Origin of the sequence: Segatella copri (assembly GCF_026015465.1) — a bacterium.
Taxonomy (GTDB): domain Bacteria; phylum Bacteroidota; class Bacteroidia; order Bacteroidales; family Bacteroidaceae; genus Prevotella; species Prevotella copri_E.
This window is the reverse complement of sequence record NZ_JAPDUQ010000005.1, coordinates 1-16,956: the sequence shown is the minus strand read 5'-3', so window position 1 is coordinate 16,956 and position 16,956 is coordinate 1. Positions and strand designations below refer to the sequence as shown.

17 protein-coding genes are annotated in these 16,956 nt (G+C 40.2%); 2 read left to right on the top strand and 15 right to left on the bottom strand.

Going from position 1 to position 16,956, the window contains the following annotated elements; all coding sequences use genetic code 11:
• Positions 1–57: 57 nt before the first annotated feature.
• The 15 genes from ONT08_RS14725 to ONT08_RS14655 form a co-directional block, all read right to left on the bottom strand.
• Complete coding sequence (locus ONT08_RS14725) at positions 58–507, bottom strand: hypothetical protein (protein WP_264960328.1); 450 nt, start codon at positions 505–507, stop codon at positions 58–60.
• A gap of 113 nt (positions 508–620) precedes the next feature.
• Positions 621–2,651 carry an IS66 family transposase gene (locus ONT08_RS14720; protein WP_264960327.1) on the bottom strand — a complete coding sequence of 677 codons (2,031 nt, stop codon included), beginning with the start codon at positions 2,649–2,651 and terminating at the stop codon, positions 621–623.
• A 102-nt stretch (positions 2,652–2,753) separates the two neighbouring features.
• Entirely contained in the window at positions 2,754–3,086 is a 333-nt protein-coding gene (gene tnpB / locus ONT08_RS14715; RefSeq protein WP_264960326.1) for an IS66 family insertion sequence element accessory protein TnpB, read from the bottom strand.
• A complete protein-coding gene (gene tnpA, locus ONT08_RS14710; protein WP_144155227.1) occupies positions 3,080–3,442 on the bottom strand; it encodes an IS66 family insertion sequence element accessory protein TnpA in 363 nt (120 codons plus the stop codon). Before tnpA ends, tnpB begins: the two co-directional genes overlap by 7 nt.
• A gap of 46 nt (positions 3,443–3,488) precedes the next feature.
• Positions 3,489–3,830: a hypothetical protein gene (locus tag ONT08_RS14705; protein ID WP_264960325.1), complete on the bottom strand. Its 342-nt coding sequence runs from the start codon at positions 3,828–3,830 to the stop codon at positions 3,489–3,491.
• Positions 3,831–3,924: 94 nt separating this feature from the next.
• Complete coding sequence (locus tag ONT08_RS14700; protein WP_264960324.1) at positions 3,925–7,425, bottom strand: HD domain-containing protein; 3,501 nt, start codon at positions 7,423–7,425, stop codon at positions 3,925–3,927.
• A complete protein-coding gene (locus tag ONT08_RS14695) occupies positions 7,418–8,134 on the bottom strand; it encodes a hypothetical protein (protein WP_264960323.1) in 717 nt (238 codons plus the stop codon). Before ONT08_RS14695 ends, ONT08_RS14700 begins: the two co-directional genes overlap by 8 nt.
• The gene (locus ONT08_RS14690; RefSeq protein ID WP_264960322.1) at positions 8,115–9,158 is read right to left on the bottom strand and encodes a CHC2 zinc finger domain-containing protein; all 1,044 of its coding nucleotides are present in this window, start codon (positions 9,156–9,158) and stop codon (positions 8,115–8,117) included. The genes ONT08_RS14695 and ONT08_RS14690 overlap by 20 nt, the downstream gene beginning before the upstream one ends.
• 547 nt (positions 9,159–9,705) lie before the next feature.
• Positions 9,706–10,902 (bottom strand): sugar MFS transporter, encoded by a 1,197-nt coding sequence (locus ONT08_RS14685; RefSeq protein ID WP_264960321.1) that lies wholly within the window; start codon positions 10,900–10,902, stop codon positions 9,706–9,708.
• Positions 10,865–11,593, bottom strand: coding sequence for a hypothetical protein (locus tag ONT08_RS14680; RefSeq protein WP_264960320.1), 729 nt, complete (start codon positions 11,591–11,593; stop codon positions 10,865–10,867). Before ONT08_RS14680 ends, ONT08_RS14685 begins: the two co-directional genes overlap by 38 nt.
• A gap of 211 nt (positions 11,594–11,804) precedes the next feature.
• Complete coding sequence (locus tag ONT08_RS14675; protein WP_264960319.1) at positions 11,805–13,193, bottom strand: nucleotidyltransferase family protein; 1,389 nt, start codon at positions 13,191–13,193, stop codon at positions 11,805–11,807.
• 200 nt (positions 13,194–13,393) lie between these two features.
• A complete protein-coding gene (locus tag ONT08_RS14670) occupies positions 13,394–13,675 on the bottom strand; it encodes a hypothetical protein (protein ID WP_264960318.1) in 282 nt (93 codons plus the stop codon).
• A 63-nt stretch (positions 13,676–13,738) separates the two neighbouring features.
• Complete coding sequence (locus ONT08_RS14665) at positions 13,739–14,491, bottom strand: hypothetical protein (RefSeq protein WP_264960317.1); 753 nt, start codon at positions 14,489–14,491, stop codon at positions 13,739–13,741.
• A 105-nt stretch (positions 14,492–14,596) separates the two neighbouring features.
• On the bottom strand, positions 14,597–14,872 hold the full coding sequence (locus tag ONT08_RS14660) for a type II toxin-antitoxin system RelE/ParE family toxin (RefSeq protein ID WP_264960316.1): 276 nt from the start codon (positions 14,870–14,872) through the stop codon (positions 14,597–14,599).
• Positions 14,869–15,072 (bottom strand): hypothetical protein, encoded by a 204-nt coding sequence (locus ONT08_RS14655; protein WP_006849455.1) that lies wholly within the window; start codon positions 15,070–15,072, stop codon positions 14,869–14,871. The genes ONT08_RS14660 and ONT08_RS14655 overlap by 4 nt, the downstream gene beginning before the upstream one ends.
• A gap of 311 nt (positions 15,073–15,383) precedes the next feature.
• On the opposite strand from ONT08_RS14655, the gene ONT08_RS14650 reads away from it, so the two are divergent.
• Positions 15,384–16,409, top strand: coding sequence for an IS110 family transposase (locus ONT08_RS14650; protein ID WP_264960315.1), 1,026 nt, complete (start codon positions 15,384–15,386; stop codon positions 16,407–16,409).
• A gap of 289 nt (positions 16,410–16,698) precedes the next feature.
• A partial coding sequence (locus ONT08_RS14645) for an IS110 family transposase (protein WP_264960314.1) occupies positions 16,699–16,956 on the top strand: 258 nt, incomplete at its 3' end.

Here is a 16,956-nt window from a genome sequence, read left to right as displayed (position 1 = left end):
CCTCTCGATACCAGTCGAAGAGTATCTTGGCATTGCCGCATATCCTCAATCACCCAGTTACCCTTGTTCTTCTGTTCCAAGGCTTCTTTCCTCCACTAGATGATAATACGCCACAATTACTTCCCTTATCTGCGTATTAGCACACCTTCTTGCCTCTTTAGCAAGTAAATTCATGATGCAATATGTGAAAGTAGCCATGATACAAACACCGAGAATAAATACTATAATATTCTCTGCCCAGCTGTATATCACTTTATCACTCCAGTTGCTTTGCCACTGATTGAAAACCTCAAACCAACTTCTCCACATGGTAAAATGCTTGATTAGTAAACTCACAAACAACAACAAGACGGGCAGCATCAATCCCTCATATATCGCTCTCAACACCCAGAAACGAGAAATATACACAAACCGATTTCGACAATCCTCATCTTGAGAGTTGTCCAATCTCATCCACATATACGAAAAAGCAACTTTCTTATTTTCCTCTATCAGTTTTGTAATCAACTCATCTTTGAATGTAAAATGTAAGCGTCCAAAAATGTCACAACGCCCCTATTTGCGGGCTTTTTGCAAAGTCCGCAAATCTCATTTTTAATTTTCTTTCACTAAAAAATTCATTAATCCAAGCAGATTGTCATTGGAAGCAGGTTCTCGTAGTCCGTTCTACCAGATTTCACGGCCTTGAGCAAAGCCTTGAAATATTGCCTGAACGAGACTCCAACTTGCTTGCAAGTCTGGATAAAGGTATTGTACATTGCCGATCTCAATGCACCCTGAACACTACCAAAGAACAACGAGCCCTTGCGCTGTATGGTCTGGGGACGTATCGCTCGTTCTGCTGCCAGGTTATCTATGGAATATTCACCATCATTTCGATAGGCAAAGACTTGCTTCCAAAACTTATGGAGATAGTTAAGTGCTTGCTGCATCAGTTTAGGCAACTTATCCATCTTGTTCGCCATCAAGTCGAACATCTCATTCTGAAGTTCATCTACGATACCTCGAGTATACTCATCATTGCGCATCTCCTTGATTTTTTCGGCATCATAACCTTTTTCTACATACAAGTCCTCACGCTTATAAAGTTTGCGAATCTTACTCATAGGTGAAGAAGCTTCTTTGCAACCCATACGTTCCGCACGTTCTAGCTTGGCACGAACGTGGGCAAGACAACATAGATGCTCTATGTCTATCAAGTCATCGTCGAGATACATGTAGCAGATATAACCATCACTCTGAAGAGACTTCAACTTGGCGTCACCCAAGAAGTCCTTCAAAACAGCACGGTTACGGCCACCACTCTTCTGATTGCCATACTTGTCTACCGTATCCTCATAGAAGAATATCACGATGTTGGCCTTGCGATTTACCAAACACCACATATAGGTCTTACGATGACCGAAGTGGGTCTGGAATCGCTCCCATGTCTCATCTACGTTTACGTTGGAACCAGGAGCCAAGGCTCGGTCCTTCAATGCCGGAAGCACTAGCTTCAATATCTCATAGCCCTTATCCGCATAGTTGGCCAGATTCTGGCGATGAGTCTTCAATCCCATCTCGGACAGTCTGTTTTTCACCTCACGATAAGCAGGACAGGCCATGTCATACATATTCGATGTTTCTTCCGTCAAGAAGTCTGATGTTACATGAGTACCAGGCACAATCTCGTCATAGAGGTAGCCATTCTTATCATTCTCCTGAGGCATAAAATACGTTTCCTTATGACCATCAGGATAAGTCAAGACAACTTCCTCGAACCAATGTTCCTCTACTTTAGTTATTGTATGAAGTACCTTCTTCGGATTCTTCTTGATATGATAAGTTACGCCTTCAGGCAAGTGACTCAAATCGCACTTATGGATAATCGGCGTACCAACTGTATACTTATTATAAGTACGACCCTTACGAGAAGGACCATGATATATTGTCTTAGGAGTTGGTGTTCCCGGAGTTCCTTTACTAGAGTCTCTGTCTTCCGAAGAGTTATTAGGCTCTCCGGATTGAGATTTCTCTGATTTCTCGCCATCAGAGTTTGCCTCTGAGGACACTTCATCCTTACGATTCGCCTCTGGTAAAGATGCATCCGTACCATCGAAATCATCCCTGCCATCATTAGCTCCTACCTCTTCCGCAGAACGACCTGACTGCTGGCTCTTTGTTCCACTGTAAAGATCAGAACGAAGGAGAGCGATGTCATTCTCCAAGTCCTTACGCTCCTTGGCATCCTTCTCTCGTTCAGCTTCCAACTGACGATTCTTCTCTTTGGCATCTGCCAACAGGGTCTCAGCAGTTTTCAGCTTTCTCTTTGTATCAGTAAGCTCTTGCCTGGTTTCTTGTAATTGCTGAAGCACAACATCCAACTTTTGAGAATGGCTGGCACTTACCGCCTTGTTTTCATCATTGTATGTTTGCTGTTGAAGACGAGACAATCGAACCTCATCCGTCAACTCTTTAATATTGGCAGTAAGGCGGCTTATCTCTTCATCCTTGGACTGAATCTGCGAATACAAGAATTTACAAAAGTTATGTAGTTCTTCTCCTGTCATACCTTGGGACGGGTCATAGTCAGCAGAAGTCCAAGACTCCTGCTGAATTTGATTGAGACAGTTTTGTGCCTCTATATCTATGCCTAATTCGTCTAATTCCATAACCTTTGTATTTCAGTACAAAGATACAAAAAATATTTGAATTATGCAAATTTATAAAACACATAACCATCTGATTATTAGTTAATTATACTTAAATACGAATTACACTCTAATCTGCTTTATAACAGGCGATTCCAATACTATCATCACGGTTTTCCAATCCATCTTATAGGTAGGAACTCCTTCTCGAAGTACAACTTTCTTAAATCGATATTCATTGCTGAAAGTACGTTCGTGAAGGGCATAGACATGATGCTTATATTGAAACAACCTTATCGTTCGTCGATCACGAGACATATAGATATAGATGTCACCATTGAGAGGGTCACGATGATATATATTACGTATGATCTCAGAGAGACGAGGCCCCTTGTACCTCATATCATGAAGCATGGGTAAGTAGTAGAAGTTGTCAAGACCTGAGAGCCTTAGCATAATCCCTCCAATCTAGACACTAAGTCCTTCATGCCGGCATAGTCAAGCCCACCCTTCTTGACAAACAAACCATCCGTCGTTTGGATGGTAATGAGTATGCCACCCTTCGACTTCTTTGCTTTTGGCTTGGATGCTGGCTGAGGTGGGACTTCAACATCATCTGTCTCTTCATCTGTAGGTGCTCCCTCTATTTCAACAGGGATAACAGTATCCTTGGCATGCTTCTTGAACCACGCATAGAATTGCTTGTATGGAACACCTTGGTTAATACAAAAGGAATTAATTGAAATTCCATGTGGCTCCCCTTCCGTCTTGTAGCGGAACCAGAATGTCTGAAAGTCTTTGTCGCTGTACATTATACTTACGTTTAAAATTACTGGCGACAAAGTTACATCATCTTTCTCAAATCACCAAATCCGTTTTTGGACGCTTACATGTAAAATGTGTCGCAGCCTCAGAAAACATAAATTCAAAATCGGCATCTTTATCCCTTTCCCAAAAATGCTTCATCAGCCAATAGCGAATTTGCTTACCCGCTATCCAACTTATCATCCCCAACACATATGCGATAACAATACATACTATCACAGATAAGGTTACTTGCTCCTTATGAAACACAAAATCTTTAAAGCCAGAAAAAGTATATATCAAAACACCCAACATAGTCGTACCAGAAATCAAGTACGACATATCAAAGATGTTTAACGCACCTGTAACTGTGTCAAATTGCTTTTGAACATTCATATCAATTCGTTTTTCATTATCTTTGCCATGCCGATGAAAGTAAAGTTTCTCCCGTCGCTCATAAGCTTCTTTGTTATAGATAGTTTATCAATTTCTATTCTACTTTAAGAAAAGCAGATACATCATCAAACAAGTCTGCATCTAGCTTCATGTCATTCTTACATATAATCTCAAGCTTGATTTTTGTCTGTATTAAAGGATTATTGACGGAATAAAGATATTCATTCAAAGCCCTCAACTCCTGAACTAACCATTCATGCTTTTTCATCATCCAACGACATATCAGGGTACATTTGTCTTTCTCACACTGAATGTCATTAACATTTTCAGGCCCATCCATTATATTTATCTCTATCCTTCCATCATTCAAACAACAGTTACATCCTTCGCATTTTTCTGTATTTTTGATGGTTGTTAAATACTTTACATTTAAATACAACCTGACAATGAGAATCTCCGTTATGGGTTTATCATATAAAGGCATGTAGATATTCTGCTCTATAAAATTACCTTTTTCATCCAAACAAGGAGTTTCATAATCTGCATCAAACTCGAGCTTATCGGTAATTAGATGTGAAATCCAATGGAATCTTGAAATACCAGCCATGAAACTTATGTTCTGGCGCAACAAATGATAATTGACTCGATCGTTGGCAACATCAAAAAGATCAGCCAAACGAATCAGTATCATTAAATATTTCAGACTTACCGTATCTCTTTTGGCCCTAGACTTCAATCCATACACATCCTTATAATCCCAACAATGACTCTCAGAAACCTTAGCAACAAAAGAAACAAGTGTAGGTTCCAAATAACTCAACAAAGAATGAGCCTTAGATAGGATAAAGTCAGCACTATCCGTGTGATGCCTTACTCTGGTTCTATCACTAAAAAAATCATATACAGCTTCAAATACCTCTACCAGATGATTGCCAGCTTCTTTAAAATGAACATTTCTTTTTCTCTTTTTCTCTATCTCATCATTATGCACAGGATTATCCTCGCCCAACTTGAAGAATTCGTCAACAGCATTTTGCATTTTTAGAATTTGCTCTGATAAAAAGTCAAATGTATTGCTATTGGCAGAACCTAAAATATATAAGTCAGGATGGATCACCATACTAATATCATGCAAGTAACATGATAAAAACAAGATATAGTAATCAATTGGCTTTAACACGAAATAATCTATGGTTCTTACAATGTGTACCGCATTATTGACTAGCGTCACAGCATGCTCTTCATTGTGCAAGGTATAAGAGTTCAAGAATTTTGAGCCATTATACCACAAGCCCTTGGTGATTCGATGAGTCTGAATCAAGCTATCTATCCAATCAGGATTCTTAACGAAGGAGATGAATGTACCCAACACCCCTAAAAGCGACATATCAACATTCATCTGATTAGAAATATCTTCATTGTTGATATTCTTCACGAATGCAACGAAATCGTCGAAATCAAAATGTGGGTTTCTCAACCTCAACAAGATGCGCAACTCTGTATAACATAATTTCTTTGAGTTGGATTTTACAAACGAATAATCGTCAGAACATCTAACACCTATCGATTCGGAATAATAAGCATTCAATATTTTACGTCGGAAATCAGGAGAGTTCTTATCTACGAATAATGTATATTTCTCTATTCCCAAAACAGAATAATCTTTTAAATCCTCCTGATTATGCAGATTCTCCAAGTTACTTATATTATCCAGGAACTCTTTAAATTTCTCAAATTGAGTAGCCTGCTTCAAATCCCTATTTCCTCTATAGTTTCCATTCATCCCCCGTTTCAGCGAAGCATATTTATCTAAATAAAGTTCCTTCATCACAAGAGAATTCTCTACATCCTTACGATAATATAGATTCTTTGTTTCGCCTTTTTGAGTACATAAAGATTCAAAATCCCTTACTACTTCTCCTATTTTATCCGCATTTGATGATGAAAGTTTTTCTATAAGTAACCGATATTTCGACTGAAAGATTTCCTCTTCGGTTGCTTCAAGAAAATCCTTTAACGCATTTAGACTTTCTCTATCATTTTCTTTTTTATATTTATTTTCTTCATCTAGTATCTTTTGAATAAAATCCTCCATCATTTTTTCTCCAGAATTTGATTCTGTTTTCAATCTGAAGAGATTTACACGATAAAGGAAGTATTTTTTGTATCGTTTCAGCCATTTGAGTCTTGAAATATCCTTCTCTTTCATCTGACCCTTACCAGCATTCGAATCATCCTCTTTCTTTTTAAGTCTTTGAATTTCTGCATCAACCACCATTTGGATTGCACAAAGTTTTTTGAATGAAATAGAATCATCTATATCATCTAAACTCCAAAACATGCCGCCGGTTTTAGATATTTCCCTAGGTATATTCTCAATACCTTCTAGATGATTATCAGCATCATCTATATAACTACATGAGCTTTTTCCATCCTCATGAAAATGCACCTTATATATTAAGTTTTCCTGGAATTTCTTACAGTTTGCTGGCAGGAAATTATAAACATCACAGTCTTCACTATCCTTATCATTAAAAAATTTATCTAATGAGCCATTGAGCCGTTTTATCCTTTCATTAAATTCACTCTTGTCCAGTTCTGACTTTATATAAATTACAGAGTCATCTACATAAAAATAAGCATCTCCTTCGAATATTTCTTTCCTCATCATTTCCTTTCTAACAGCCAGCATGCAGAGATTACCAAAGAAATATGACTGAGGCAAACCTTGTGGAATGCCACAATTCATATAGAAGTCACTTATATTCTCTGTCTTATTCATATAATATTCATCTGCCCATGATTCGAGGTAAGTCTTATCAATATCAAAATAAAGTAACTTCGCAATCGCTACTTTTAAAGTTTCAATATCACCCTTACAATTATTTTCACTACCAAAAGTAGCGGAAAGCTTATTTACAATCAGATTATATAGATACTTAGGGGAAACCGTTGGAAAGAAGTTTTGTATGTCAAGACATACCTCTGTCAAATAGCGATGGCTATTCTGATAGGTACGACAATGCTGCACAACATCATCAGAAAAAGACTTATATTGATTCTTCCAGTTTTTAAACAAGTATTTTACATCAGTGCTAGGCAGATTGCCATAGAAATTATGTGGAATCAGCTTAGACAGTTCAGAAAGGTTACGTATCCCATCTGAATCATCATACATCAATTTTGCCAAAATGCAAACCATGCAGATCATATCTATCAAACGGGCAGAGTGCATCGGGCGATAAACCAATTTATTCCCTTCAACCTTCTTCATCTTGAAATATACAGAAATGCCGAAAAGAACTTTCTTCTCAGTATCCAAAATTTCATTAAGTCGCTTCTCGCAAGCCTGTATCACTTCAAGAATTAGCTTTGAATTATATTTGTCACCCAAAGCATAGAATAGTTCAAGGTCATTTTTTGCTATGATATTATCACTTGTTCCTATTACAGGATTCACACAATCTAGAAGACCTTTCTCAAAGACATAAGATTCCAAACAGTAAATAGCATTATAAATATTTTCATAACTTACAAGCCTGTCTTTCAAGCTATTCTTCTTACGGTTATCGATTTTTGAAACAACACTATTCATGAAAATACCCCTTCCATATTTTTTTTAGTTTGTCTATAAAGACAAGTATAGGCCGTTGTTGAACATCATCCTGTTCTTCATCCACAAACTTACAATACATAGAAAACAACATCAGTTTGTCTTTTCTCACCGCAATCGTAAAACCATCCTTTACATGAAGAAGATGATCAAACTTACTCCATTCCAAAGTCATTTTGGGGCGAGCATATTCATTAAAAGATAAGACGAACAGATCATTAAATATAAATTCTGCCTTTTTATACTCAGCGTCTAGCTCTTGTAATTGGTTGACAGCTTCTACAATGTTAGTAAAAAAGAAAAACAAATCAACCAGCTTCTCCTGATAGCCAATAGTTTGTTTTCTTAAATAGCTCCAAGTATTACCAAATTGAGAATTACATGATACAAAGTATGCAAATCCAAAAAGCGGCTCATCTTGAGTTACTATCAATTTTACGATTTGTTTCACATCCCGTTTCTTGTCAACATTATCTACAAGAAGATTCAAAAAAAAGTTCAGAACCTTTAATTGATGCTTTTTATTACGAATAGAACTATCCTTTTCAAAAGAATCACTATGCGCATTTTCTTTCGTTGTCTCCTCAAGTATTTCATCTTCCTCTTCTTCAAGCTGTTTTTGAATATCAAGCTTAAACAAAAAAGCAGAATAAGCAGGAATCTTGTTTTTATTATTCTTTTCCTGTGGCATAATTATTCTTATAATATTCACTATAGTCACTTACCTCTAGCGGCAGTTTTTCACATCTCAAAAAAACACAGAGATTAATAAAGAAACGCTGAAGCTGTTCATAAGCCTTTCGCCCGGCATCATCATTGTCTGGATACATGTGCAGGCGGAACTTGTCCAACATCATCAAATCCAGTTTTGGCAAAATAGTAGAACTCGGAATCGCCAATGCCTTTTTACCCGCAGATAACAATGCCAGGCAATCTGTAATACCTTCGCTGATATACAAATCATCCCCTCTTTCCAGCGTATTTAGAACCGGTAAATTATAAAGTCTAGTTTTCTGAGACGAAATAAACTGGAAACGAGGCACTTTCTTGTCTGCAGCCCCTAAATATCGTGTTTGCAGTCCCACTAAATTACAATCCACGTCATAATATGGAATTATCAAACACGGAGTAAATATACTAAGATATAGTGTTTGGGATATAAATCCACTTTTTATTAACGTTTCTTGCGAAAACGAATCTTTCAATTTCTTTAGAAGTTCCCAAGGCTCATCTAGAGACACGATGTTCAAAGACTTAATGACTGTAGGATTTAATTTTCTTTCATCAAACAAGAATTTCTTTCCTGTAGCAGTCAGATTACAATGATTAAGAATATACTGTGCAACCTCGGTAACAAATATTTTTTCTTTCTCTACAGGTTTCTTTATTATTCGTTTTGGTATAACCAGAGATTTTGATCTTCTAGGCACATTTTCCAGATAAATCCCAAACTGACTGCATAACCATTCGCATGCTTTGACAAAACTCAAATTTAATTCGGTCTCAACAAATTTGATAGCATTGCCACTATTGTGGCAAGCAAAGCAATACCAACGATTACGGTTCTCCCCAAAGAACCCCATACTAGGATGATGATCATCATGTGCAATACACAATGCTCTATGATACTTCACTACAATTCCTAATTTTTCAGCAACCTCTTCACAGGAAAGTTCATTTAGCTTTTCAACTACACTTTTAGGAATATAAACCATAATTCAAAAAAAGATAATAAAGTTTGTATAAGCATCCATCCCCTATAGCAATACAACTTTCTCCCCAATGTTTACTGTGGATACAGAGTATTAAAAAATGGACTTTTTCGATTTTTAAATAAATCTAACCAGAAGAGACACCGTCAACAAGACATAATCCCTCCTTTCAGCTACAATCATGTCAAATGCCATATTTATAACATTTATTCACCCAAATATCAATATCTCCGGGAACCCGCACAACCATGGCGAGGGCTTTGAAGCAGCATTAGATTTCCCACCGCAACAGTCAGGCGGTCGCCTGCCCGCAAAATCAGGCGAAGACCTTTGAAGGTCCGCCAACATTAGAGCGTAGCGGTTCCGAGCACCGAGTAGGGCGGTTACATCCTCTCGCTCCTGAGGAGAGAGGGTCGGGGTGAAAGGTGGAGCCTTCCTTAAGGGTAAGGAAGGACGGGTAGGTTTTCGGAAAAACTCCTTTTGGCTAAAGATTTTGCAAATGAGCGCAATGAAAGTTTGCTTTCAAATTGCCGAGTGCAGCTAATCTTATCTAAAGGGAGGCAGAGGGTTTCAAAAGCGCATATGTTCCAATCACCCCATAACAAACTAGCGGTATGAGAAAGGCAATCGCCATACTGCCCGTAGTATCCGCAATATACCCCATGATTACTGGAGCAACCGCACCACCCACTATCGTCATGATAAGCAATGAAGAGGCAAGCTTGGTCTTTGTACCCGCATCTCTCAATGCCAGCGAGAAGATAGTCGGAAACATGATGCTCTCTCCCAGATACAGGGCGAAGAACGCAATGAGAGATAAGGTGCCGCTACAAACCACCACAATCAATGTGGCAACAAAGGTGAGGATGGCACAGACCAGCAGCACCAGCCTTGGCTGGATATAATTCATGATGACACCACCAGCCAACCTGCCGATAAAGAACAGGCCCATTCCGCCAAAGGCGAGATACAGACTGGCAGTCTGCTTCTCTATATGAATGCTCTCCTCAGCATAGTTGATGAAGAAACTGTTCACACCAGTCTGGGCAGCCACATAGAGAAACAAGGCCAGCATACCGAAACCGAATGCCATCACTCGCATCGGCTTCTCCTCCACCATCTCGTTCGTATCCGCCTCATGCGCTCTCCTTGGGTCCGGCAACTTGATTCTTGACAGGACCAGCGCCACAGCAAGCACGAAGATACCCACCAGGGCATAAGGAATGGCAATGTTGACACCCGAGAACAGAAGTTGACCGCCAACCAGCGGTCCAACAATCCAGCCGATACCATTGAGCGACTGCGACAGGTTGATTCTGCTCTCCGCCTTGTCAGGATGTCCCAGTACCGTAGTATAAGGATTCGCACTCGTTTCCAGACAGGTCAGACCGCATCCTATCACAAACAGCGACAGAACGAAGAAGTAGAAACTGTTGATCCTGCTTCCCGGTATGAACATCAGGGCACCGATACCGAAGAGAACCAGACCTGTTATCACACCCCTCCTGTAGCCCCACTTCCGGATAATCCATCCGGCAGGCAGCGCCATCAGGAAGTAGGCACCATAGACAGCAGCCTGCGTCAGGGCCGACATCGCCTTGCTGATATGAAACGACTCCTGGAAATGCGGATTCAGCACCTCCAGGATGCCATGGGCAAAGCCCCACATGAAGAAGAGGCTGCTGATGATGAGGAAGGGCACCAGATAGTTATGCCCTTCGTATCTGAAGATGGATGGCTTCGTCATGATTCTCTGCAAATTTAAGACTGTCCTTTACTACCAGTGCCAGATAACCGCCGCCACCAGCTCCCGGCATCTTCCATGCCAGAACCTCCTCCATGTTGCAGTAGCGGTCAATCATCGGCTGCACACTCGCCTCCGGTTCTATCACACCGTTGATAGACGGATTCACCATACCCGGGAACATCGCAATCTGGGCCTCGAAAGATGCCCTGTATGCTGCAGCAAAGGCATCAAGGTCGTGCGCCAGAATCGCCTTCCAGCAGACATCAGCTGCATCAGCCAGCGCCTTCACCTTCTCAGACGTGATATCCTTACCTTCCACCACACTGCATCCCGGTCTTCTCGGTTCCATCGGAATCATCACCAGATGGTCTTCCAGGAAACGGAGGGTCATCTCATCCTGCGTACTCTCTATCTTCTCCGGCCAGAAGTTGTTGTCATAATAATGACGCACCAGACCGGGAACACAGATACCGATAGAATCCTGGGCACCCGAGATGATACCATCGTGACGCTCCGGATTGTTCTCAAAGCAGAATACCAGTCGGGCGAGCATCTCCGGGTCCATCTTCGGCAACTTCACCGGCCATATCTTCTGAATCATCTTACGGGTAGAGGTAGACAGACCGCAGCGGTCGCGCACCTCAAAGGTAGGTTCCAGCGAGATGGTAATCGCCCATCCCGGATGATACATGCTTACATAAGGTCACCATACTGTGATGCCTGCTGGAAAAACTCCACATGACCAGAATGTAGCAGGTCATAGCAACCGCTTACAAAAACTTTTTTCTTCATTAGATTTTCATTGATAATCGAAGTGCAGACAGTCATCTTCATCTAGCTGATTACCTATCTGCATCTCGATAAACATAAACAGAGTTATTTCAATTAATTATTTGATTAATTTATTTTTTATATTTTAGCCTCCAGAAGAAGTGCCAAGTACGGAACAATGGTTCACAAAGCGCCTCTGCAGGATAATATCTTACGAAATGCATATTCCTCCATATCTTCAGGAAATACTTCTTCCCCATACTCTGATGCGTAAACCCAGCATACTTCGTAAAGTGCCTACCGAAGTTACCACCATCCAGAATCTCTGCCAACAGCAACCTCCCACGCTTCTCATCCACTGGCACTATCATCTTATCCTCAGACAATCCAAGCACCTCCTTCAGAACATACATCACCGCCCCTGCGAACTTCCACAATCCCAAATACTTCAGTTCTCTCTGCACCACAACTAAAGCAGTAGAGGCAGAAGGATCAGTAGTGGAAGCAGAACTGACAGAAGTGATAGAAGAACCAGGAGCAGAAGAACAGGAAACAGAACTCGTATCCCCACTAACACCCCGGCGGTCCCATCCCGCACAATCTGGCGAGACCTTTGATGGTCCGCCAACCTTAGAGCGTAGCGGTTCCGAGCACCGAGTAGGGCGGTTTCCTCCCTCTCCCCTGAGGGTGAGAGGGTCGGGGTGAGAGGTGGAGCCCTCTTTAAGGGTAAAGAGGGACGGGGTGATTTTCGAAGATTTATTATTCAAAAATACATTTTTTGAGAAATCATTGACTACAAGAAAATAGTCAATGATTTGCCTCATTCCAATTCCTTCATCAAAGAAATGGTGATACAGATGCGTCAGCTGATAAACAACATTGAAAGACGATGTAGGAATAGCAATATCCCCTGTCCCATCCGGCAGACTCACAATATGCGAGCATTGCAAATCCGCATTCCGCTTGAACCACTTCAGCAATCTGGCATGATAGATAGGATTATTCATGGAGCAAGGAAAAAAATGCAACTCTACAGGAACTCTATCAAGAGAAGTCTCCAGATGCTGCAGTCTGATATCATCCCCGAGTTCAAACCGCTTTTGAGCATACTCCATGATCCTCTCCCTACTGGCATTTATCCAAACATCAATATCCCCAGGAGTACGTGAATAAGGATTCGGATACATCAAGGCATTCCCTTGTCCTTTCAGGACACAACACCTCATCCCATCCTCTCTCAGCATCGAGAAGAGTTTACCCGCCACAGCATTCACCTTCATGTTTTGCCGATGAATCTGTTGCGCCTTACCCATCCAAGTCATCAGCAGTTCCCTCCCTATCGGGTTCTGCTTCAACTCCTCAGGATACTCCTTCCCCAGTCTCTCAATACCCTCAAAGCAAAGCCCCAGCAGAGCTTGCTTAGAAGCAAAGGAATACAGTTGCTGCCAGTCTATATCAGCAACAACATTACTCATATTATCCTTTTCACCAAGACAATATTTCAGAAAATCAAAAATCATATCATTTATTCAGATATACAATAGACTAAAAACTGCCACGTTTCTATAATATAAAAAAGTTGAAACATGAGATTACGACATATCCATAGTATAATTAAAACATTTCGACTCCTTCTTTGGCGAATCCTTGATGCTATAGACCGCAAACTCGGTCCAGGTCCAGGAGACCATCGCCCCTAACCTACATTCAAGACAAAGTTTTACATAAACTTTGCCTTAATGAACTGTGGCACCTTCCAAGCCATTTTCATCAGCTTTGTCAATGTCACGGGCTTGAAGCCATATCCGGTATATACCCTGATATCCTCATCCCACACTTTCTTGCGCTTGGTAGAATCAGTACTCATGCCACCCATTCTCATTCTCGTTACGAACTCAGGGAGATACGCCACCTTCAGATGGCAGTTATACAGATAGTTCACCAGGAGATTGGTATCAGCAGCAATCTTGTAGTTCTCATCATAGAGACCACATTTCATCATCACATCACGCTTGATATAGCAGGGAGGATGCAATGTGCAGCCAGTTAATTTCTTACCATTGGCCTACAAATATCTCTTGTCATAAAAATACGTATTAAGATAATATACTCCTGTATCAGGATTCCTATAGAAAACAGCATGCCCCGTACCCGATTGTAATTTTTGCAAAGCTTCATATTTACAAGAACTACCTTTGACTGTTCTTTTCTGTCTAAATGCCATTGCTATCAAATAAATTATATGACTGACATCGAAAACATCATTTTTATCTGTTCCTGTTGCAAGATTCTTTCCATTCAAAGAAAAATGTTTTAAAACATGAAGAAGACCGCCAACAACATCATTTTTCTCAGGAGTGTTTATATTGGGCTTGATAGCTCGGAGCAAATCTATTCGTAACACATCACCGAACTCACCATTAACTCGATACACGACATAACAGCAACAATGATCCACCAAATAATCCAGATACGCATTCTTATCACCCAAACCCTTATAATTGCTAACCTGATAAAGTGCATCCATAACATCATCTGCGTTACCTGTCCCAAAATTTTCAGGATATTGTGTTTGTGCTTGCTTTATCTGGTCAGAAATCATACTAAAAAAGCTAACATTAAAAATAATATAAAACTTTTCTCCATTTTTTTCAGTCAGATAAAGCCATATATTATTAATTGGAAAGCCAAATTGGAAAGCATCCAAACTTTTACCAACTTTTTGCCTTTCATCATTCTCATGCGCCCAAATTTTCTTAAATACGGGCTTAAGATATGACATCAAATCATCATATTCTTGTCTATCAAGCATCTTCATAAACTACACTTTAGAAACCAACTACATTTTCTAAGCTGAAAGTATTTCTGACTCCACAATACAGAAGCTTCAGTTCGTTGCGTAAAGCTGCTGGCGATAATATTTTTAGAAAACATCACTATGAGAACCAGTATTAGTCATCACTAAAACCAGCTCATCATTATATTGTTTCCATATCAACAGCCAATCTGGCATAATATGACATTCCCAACTTCCCGCATATTGCCCAGATAGTTTATGAGGCTTATATTCAGGAGGTAATTTTCCGGTCTCTTCTAGTATTCGAATTACCTTCTTTAGCTTTTCCATTGGAAGATTACGTTTTTTACAACGCTTTACATCCTTTTCAAAGCGACTGGTGGCTATGATTCTGTATTTCATATTCCCAACTTTTCAAACATATCATCAGCACTTTCATACTCCGTCACTCTACCATGACGAATATCATCCATTGCTTCTTCTATCCCTGACATGCTTTTCTGATGATTAGGAACAATCACAACGCCTTTCATTGCCTCAAGAACTTTCTTGAGTCCAGCCATAACACTATTATCTTCCACTTGTATAGTTAATGTTGCCATAACCTATAATTTTAAACGTTAAACTTTTCCGCAAAATTACGCTTTTTCTTCGAAACCACCAAGAAAAAAGCAATAATTCTGCAACTCATCAGCCAATTTCCCCCGAATAAACAGTAAACTACAAACAGCAAACTATAAATTGTAAAGTAAGTATTCTTTTACCTTTGCACCCGGAATCACGAAAGCTAAAGTTGGTTAATAGGTGTTAAGATGTACTAGTAAGTATCCTAGATATTCTCTATTCACCGATTCAGTCCTTCGCCTACCCAACATTCTTTCTTGATTCCATTAAATTCTAAAATGTTAATAATATGGATAAAGAACTGTATTTTGGCGTAGATGTCTCCAAGAAGACTCTCGACCTTGCTTATTATGATGGTGAAACCATCGATTGGAAGAATGCTCATATTAAGGTGAGCAATGATGATGCTGGGTTCAAAAAGATTGGCTCCTGGGTCGCAAAGGTAGGAAAAGACTTTGATACCTTTTTGTTCTGTCTGGAATATACCGGACTCTATAACCAAAACTTTAGATTATGGTTAGAATCCAAAGAATATATCTATAGTATGGTGGAACCTCGCAAAATGCATCGCTTTGAGCCAGACTTGGATGATGACCAGCGCTCTCTAGACCGTATCAAGACTGATGAACTGGATGCTTTCAGAATAGCAATCTATTGTGAGCAGAACCACAAGAAGATTCTTCGCAATCCCTCCAAGCTTCCCTCACCTGTCTATTTCAAGTTGAAGAGACTGCTGGCTGAGCGTAAGCAGAACACCAAGCAGTCTGTTCTTTACAAGCAACAGCTTCATGATATCTGCGCATACGACACAGACTTATCCGTTGAACGCAAGAAACTCCTGCTGAAGAACATGAAGGAAAACCAGAAAGCAATAGACAAGGAGATTGACAGCTACATGAATGAAGATGCAAGCATCAGCAAAAATTTCAATCTGCTGTCCTCCATTCCTGGCATTGGTCGCATCATAGCGTTGGAAACTATTGTATTGACGGAAAATTTCACTGCCATCAACAATCCTCGCAAATATGCCTGTTACATAGGAATAGCCCCTTTTAAAAAGGAATCTGGTACCTCAGTAAGAAAGAAAACAGGTGTTTCCAAGAAAGGCTTTTCTGAAGCCAAGGCAGACTTATCCATAGCTGTCCTTTCCGCCATAAGGAACAATCCTTCAATAAGAGACTATTGGATACGTAAGAGAAAGGAAAAATGCGGTGGCATCGTACTCAATGCCATCAAGTTCAAGCTAGTCCTTCGTATGTTTGCCGTGATAAAGCGTGGAACACCATATGTGGAGACAGATGCATACAAGAACTAAAATGCAGCAAAAGTGAACTATCGCACTTCTTAGAGCATAACTATTCCCCGATTAAGTCCTTTGTCTGCGTTTTTTTCACTACCTTTGCCGGAGCATCTGAAAAGGAAGGAACTCCGGACGGGGGTAGTGAACTATTTTGCCGTAGGCAAAGACCTTTCCCTGATATAGTCTCCCCTGCCTGAAATGCCAGGTCAAGTGCCGTTTAGGGATTTAGCTGTGCGCCAGCTTGTAAAAGATGTGGCTTACCCTGACATAGAGAGTTCCTTCCTGCAAAATGCGGTACAAAGGTATGAAAAATAAATCATTTATCGGCATCGACATCTCAAAAAATGTCATTGACGTATCAATTTTCTGTGAAGGAACCCCAATTAAGGACTTTCCTCACGATGTATTCAACAATTCCCGCAAGGGATTTGGCGAAATGTGCACATGGCTCAAGAAGAAACATGTGGTTCTCTCGAACTGTCTCTTTGGAATGGAGTTCACCGGCAGCTACTCCATGGAACTGGAGAAGTTTCTTAATGCCAGGAAGTATCAGTTCTGCATG